This window comes from Arthrobacter sp. Hiyo1 (genome assembly GCF_001263615.2).
In the GTDB taxonomy this organism is placed as follows: Bacteria; Actinomycetota; Actinomycetes; order Actinomycetales; family Micrococcaceae; genus Arthrobacter.
In genome coordinates this window covers 286,612-290,615 of the sequence record NZ_DF952473.1, presented here as the reverse complement: position 1 = coordinate 290,615, position 4,004 = coordinate 286,612, and the positions used below count along the sequence as shown (strand labels likewise).

Genomic DNA, 4,004 nt, shown 5'->3' with positions numbered 1-4,004 from the left:
CCCCGCGGTACCAGCCTGCGCCGCGGCCGGCAACCTGCTGCGGCGGATACTGGGGCTTGAAAGGGGCGACGTCGGGTCCGTACTCAAGCGTGACGTTCACCGTGTAGTCAAGGCCCTGCTCGGCCACCTGGTACGGGCCGAGAACAACGTTCCACGTGCCCTTCCCAATCGGCCCCGGCAGGTAACCCGGCGTCGTGTCGCCGGCGCTGATGCTGAATTCGGTGCGGAAACCACCGGACCAGCCGCGGAATCCCTTCCCGGCGAGGTCGGTACCCTTCTCATCGAAGATTCCGATGTCGCAGGCGTTCGTGAGAAGTCCGGAGGCCACCTGGGGCTTGCTGTAGGTGTACGAAACGCTGATCTTGTTGACGCCGGCCGGGACCTCGATCGGCAAATAGACGAAGTCCGCTGCTCCCGGATCCAGATGGCCGGTGATCGTCTTGCTCTTGCTGGTTCCGGTAGCGGCTGCCGCGAACGAAACCGGGGCCAGGGTCAGAGCCGCGCCGGTCAGTGCGGCGGCCAGGAAGCCGCGCCGGGTAGAGGAAAAGGAGACATTGTCGCCCGAATGGGCTTTGCATGGTGAAGTCACTCACTCGATGTTGCACACCGTTACTGAACAGTAGGCAACGGAACCAAGAACGCAGCATGAAAGCGGGAGCGTCAGCAAGCGGAGTCCATTCAGTGGACCCGTCGTCAATTGGCCCTTGCCACGAGCCATGCCCGGCCTTACTGTTCTTGGCATGCACCAAGGGCTGGGGCGACGGCGCAACCATTCCCATGTACCGAACAGGACGGTGTTTTAGATGTGCGATATTCCGGGTTTGATCAGTCGCCTTGAAGCCCAAGACCTCGCTCGATTGCGCGAGGCAGGCAAAGAAAAGCCCCTGGAACCGGGGATGATCGCCGCTATTGATGCCGCGGCCGGCGGGCCGGGCGAGGGCCGCGGGTACTACGTGGTCAGCGGTTCCCTGTATCCCGTCGAAGCCAGGGACTACCACCTCAGGGAAGATGTGGCGGAGGCGCTGTTCGCGGCGGAAGGAACATCCGTAGGCGCCACGGCCTAGGCCCGGGGACGCCGTAACCCAAGCCGCAGGCACCGGCCCACACTGGAAAAAACAGGTGGGCCGGCGGTGTGGTCTGGAGGGTGCTTGCGACTACAGCGCGCCCAACAGCTCCTGCATTTCCTTGATCTCGGCCTCCTGCGCCGTCACGATGTCCTTGCCGAGTTTGAGGGCATCGGCGTTCTTACCGTCGGTGCCTTCCTTCTGCGCCATGGCCACGGCCCCTTGGTGGTGGGCGATCATGTGGGTCAGGAACAGCCTGGCTGCATCCCGGCCTTGGGCGGCCTCGAGTTTCGTCATGTCCTCGTTGTCCACCATTCCGTTCATGGTGTGGCCGCCAGACATCCCCGCGGGCTCGTTCCAGTCCTTGAGCCAGCCGGTCATCTCCTCGATCTCCGGGCCTTGGGCTGCCTTGATCCTGCCGGCGAGCGCAGTCACTTGGGCAGGGATGCCGTTCTTGGCGAGTATGACGTCGCTCATCTGGACGGCCTGGGCATGGTGGGGGATCATCATCCGGGCAAACTCGGCATCCGCCGCGTTATGGTCTCCCGCGGTCGCCGCGGCCGGGGATGCGGCCGAACCAGACGAAGAGGCGCTTCCGTGGTCCATTCCCGGCATGCTGCTGCCGCCGGTTCCGGCCGAGCAGCCGGCGAGCGCGATTGCTGTGGCCACGGTAAAGGTGGCGAGGGTCAGGTTTTTCTCATGGTTTTGGGGTCCTTCAATCAATCAGCCTGCAGAAGCGCGGCTGCGTGGGACACGCACAGCAAGCCCACTGTGTGGGGTGGCGCGTCAGGGTGGAGTCTTGTGCAGCGGGCCGGCAGCCCGGTGCGGCGGTGGATTTTACGTGCGGCTGATGCAGAGATCGCCCGGGGAAGGACTACCCGGGCGATGCGAATATCCGGAGACCAGGGTACCGGCCTCTGACGTGCCCGCATTGGCGTAGGGCGGGACACCTGGTAGGGGTGCTGTCAGGGTGTTATGGCCCGGAGCGGGGACGCAGACGGCGTGCAGGGCCGACATCGTGGTGCACGTGCCCGGGCTTGCACACGACTGCGCCGGAGATGAATCCGCGTGCTGAACTATGTGCGACGGGCCCATGACAGTGGCGGGGCCCACGACGGCGGACTGGCTCATAGCGGGGGTGGCGTGCATGCTGTGCCCACCCGCCATGACATGCATCCCGACGATTCCGCCGATGATCGCGAGCAGTCCTGCCAACAGGCCCGTGCGGAGGAGGAAGGCGGTGGCGCGGCCCCGTGAGGGGTCGGTCATGGTCTTCCTCCTTCCGTAGCTTGTTCGCCCGGTTCGCGGGCTTTACGACGGCTTCAACGAGTATAGGCGCCGTTCAGTTTCATTCTGCCGGACTCACCCTGCCATCGTCCGTCCTGTCATGGTCCTTGGTGGTTGCGCGGCTTTCGCGGCGGCGGCTTCGCGGGCCAGGAATGCTCCGAGTTCGCCGATGGTGCTCATCAAGGGAGCCGGGAAGACGACCGTGGTGTTCTTGTCCACGCCGATCTCCACCATGGACTGCAGGTTGCGCAACTGCAGGGCCAGTGGATGGGCCATCATGGTGTCAGAGGCCATGCCCAGCGCGGCAGCGGCCAGGGACTCGCCTTCGGCGGCGATGATCTTGGCGCGCTTTTCACGCTCGGCCTCGGCCTGGCGGGCCATGGCGCGCTTCATGCTGTCCGGCAGTTGGATGTCCTTGAGTTCCACGAGGGTCACTTCGACGCCCCATTCCAAGGTCAGTCCGTCCAGGATCTGGCGGATGTTGGCATTGATGACGTCCGTTTCTGCGAGCGTTTCGTCGAGGGTGTGCTGACCCACCACCTTGCGCAGCGTGGTTTGTGCGATCTGGTCGATCGCGGCGTAGACGTTTTCGATGGCCAGGACGGACTTGATGGCGTCCACCACCCGGAAATACGCGACGGCGGAAATGTCCAGGCTGACGTTGTCCCGGGTGATGATGCCCTGGGACTGGATCGGCATGGTGACGATCCGCAGGGAGACCTTCCTCAGGCGGTCGACGAACGGGATGATGATCACAAGGCCCGGGGTCCGGAGGCCCTGGATCCTCCCAAGCCTCAACAGGACACCGCGCTCATACTGCGTGACAATGTGGACGGCCATCGCAAACCAGATGACCAGCAGGACAATCAAGACAATCAGCCAGGTGATGGCGTCCGCTGTCATGGCCGCACACCGGCTTCGTCGCTAAGTGCTAATGCGTTCATGGCGGAGATCCTTCGGTGGCAGTGGAGGGAAAAGGGAGCCCACTTTCCGCAGCGAGGCAGGCGAACCCGCTTACGTTGTATCTCCAGTAAATACCTTGGAATCGCCGAGTTGTAGGGCCACAAATGAAAGGAACGCCCTCTGGGACGTTCCTCTCAATTTCGTGGCTTAGACCCTTTCGCGGGTCCGGTCGATAACCGGCTCCGGATCGTTCCTGAACTCACGGTAGCGGCGTGGGAAGGCCCAGAACATGAAGTCCTTCGCGTCGACCTTGGGCTCAGGGCGTTCCTCGGGTTCCTGTGAGGCATCTTTCCTGGTGTCCCGCCGGAAATCCTTGTTGTAGCCGTAGCACATCACAGACCTCCTTCTAGCAACTGCCCTTTAATCGTCCTCCCGATTCGGCAAGCAGTCCACCTTTCAACGGCTGATCCGCTTATAGGCACAATGGAGGAGTGAAATCCCCACCCGTTCCCCGGAATGCCGCGCTCGCATACCGCCCTTTCGACCTGGACACCATCGGCGAGGGACTCGTCTTCGGAGAATCGCTGGGGGAACTCGCCAAAGCCCTCGATACAAGGGGAACGGCAGGAACCGCCGTCGTGCAAGCGCCCCCGGGGACCGGCAAGACGACGCTCGTGCCGCCCTTGCTTGCCAACATCCTGCTCGCCGACGGCGCGGCCGGCGCGGTGACCGGAAGGCAGCGCCCCCGGG

General features: G+C 63.7%; 7 protein-coding genes. 2 read left to right on the top strand and 5 right to left on the bottom strand.

The window, feature by feature from the left end; translation table 11 throughout:
* Window positions 1–589: hypothetical protein (locus tag AHiyo1_RS24880; RefSeq protein WP_216363232.1), on the bottom strand; the 589-nt coding region annotated here is incomplete at its 3' end.
* A 307-nt stretch (window positions 590–896) separates the two neighbouring features.
* Here AHiyo1_RS24880 and AHiyo1_RS25645 point away from each other — a divergent pair.
* A complete protein-coding gene (locus tag AHiyo1_RS25645; protein WP_216363231.1) occupies window positions 897–1,064 on the top strand; it encodes a hypothetical protein in 168 nt (55 codons plus the stop codon).
* A gap of 90 nt (window positions 1,065–1,154) precedes the next feature.
* Here the strand turns inward: AHiyo1_RS25645 and AHiyo1_RS16825 are convergent, their stop codons facing one another.
* The 4 genes from AHiyo1_RS16825 to AHiyo1_RS16810 all read right to left on the bottom strand — a co-directional run bounded on the left by AHiyo1_RS16825 (window position 1,155) and on the right by AHiyo1_RS16810 (window position 3,647).
* Window positions 1,155–1,787: a DUF305 domain-containing protein gene (locus AHiyo1_RS16825; protein ID WP_253257405.1), complete on the bottom strand. Its 633-nt coding sequence runs from the start codon at window positions 1,785–1,787 to the stop codon at window positions 1,155–1,157.
* Between the two features lie 114 nt (window positions 1,788–1,901).
* Complete coding sequence (locus AHiyo1_RS16820; RefSeq protein ID WP_059389308.1) at window positions 1,902–2,333, bottom strand: hypothetical protein; 432 nt, start codon at window positions 2,331–2,333, stop codon at window positions 1,902–1,904.
* A gap of 93 nt (window positions 2,334–2,426) precedes the next feature.
* Complete coding sequence (locus tag AHiyo1_RS16815; RefSeq protein WP_059389307.1) at window positions 2,427–3,254, bottom strand: slipin family protein; 828 nt, start codon at window positions 3,252–3,254, stop codon at window positions 2,427–2,429.
* A gap of 207 nt (window positions 3,255–3,461) precedes the next feature.
* Window positions 3,462–3,647 (bottom strand): hypothetical protein, encoded by a 186-nt coding sequence (locus tag AHiyo1_RS16810; protein ID WP_059389306.1) that lies wholly within the window; start codon window positions 3,645–3,647, stop codon window positions 3,462–3,464.
* 98 nt (window positions 3,648–3,745) lie between these two features.
* Here AHiyo1_RS16810 and AHiyo1_RS16805 point away from each other — a divergent pair.
* Window positions 3,746–4,004, top strand: a 259-nt coding sequence (locus AHiyo1_RS16805) for a hypothetical protein (RefSeq protein WP_148667632.1), incomplete at its 3' end; no start/stop codon positions are given.

What these genes read in the sequence shown, in the direction of transcription:
- AHiyo1_RS16810 (WP_059389306.1), bottom strand. Translation starts at nt 3,647, where the DNA reads ATGTGCTACGGCTACAACAAGGATTTCCGGCGGGACACCAGGAAAGAT.
- AHiyo1_RS16815 (WP_059389307.1), bottom strand. Translation starts at nt 3,254, where the DNA reads ATGACAGCGGACGCCATCACCTGGCTGATTGTCTTGATTGTCCTGCTG.
- AHiyo1_RS16820 (WP_059389308.1), bottom strand. Translation starts at nt 2,333, where the DNA reads ATGACCGACCCCTCACGGGGCCGCGCCACCGCCTTCCTCCTCCGCACG.
- AHiyo1_RS25645 (WP_216363231.1), top strand. Translation starts at nt 897, where the DNA reads ATGATCGCCGCTATTGATGCCGCGGCCGGCGGGCCGGGCGAGGGCCGC.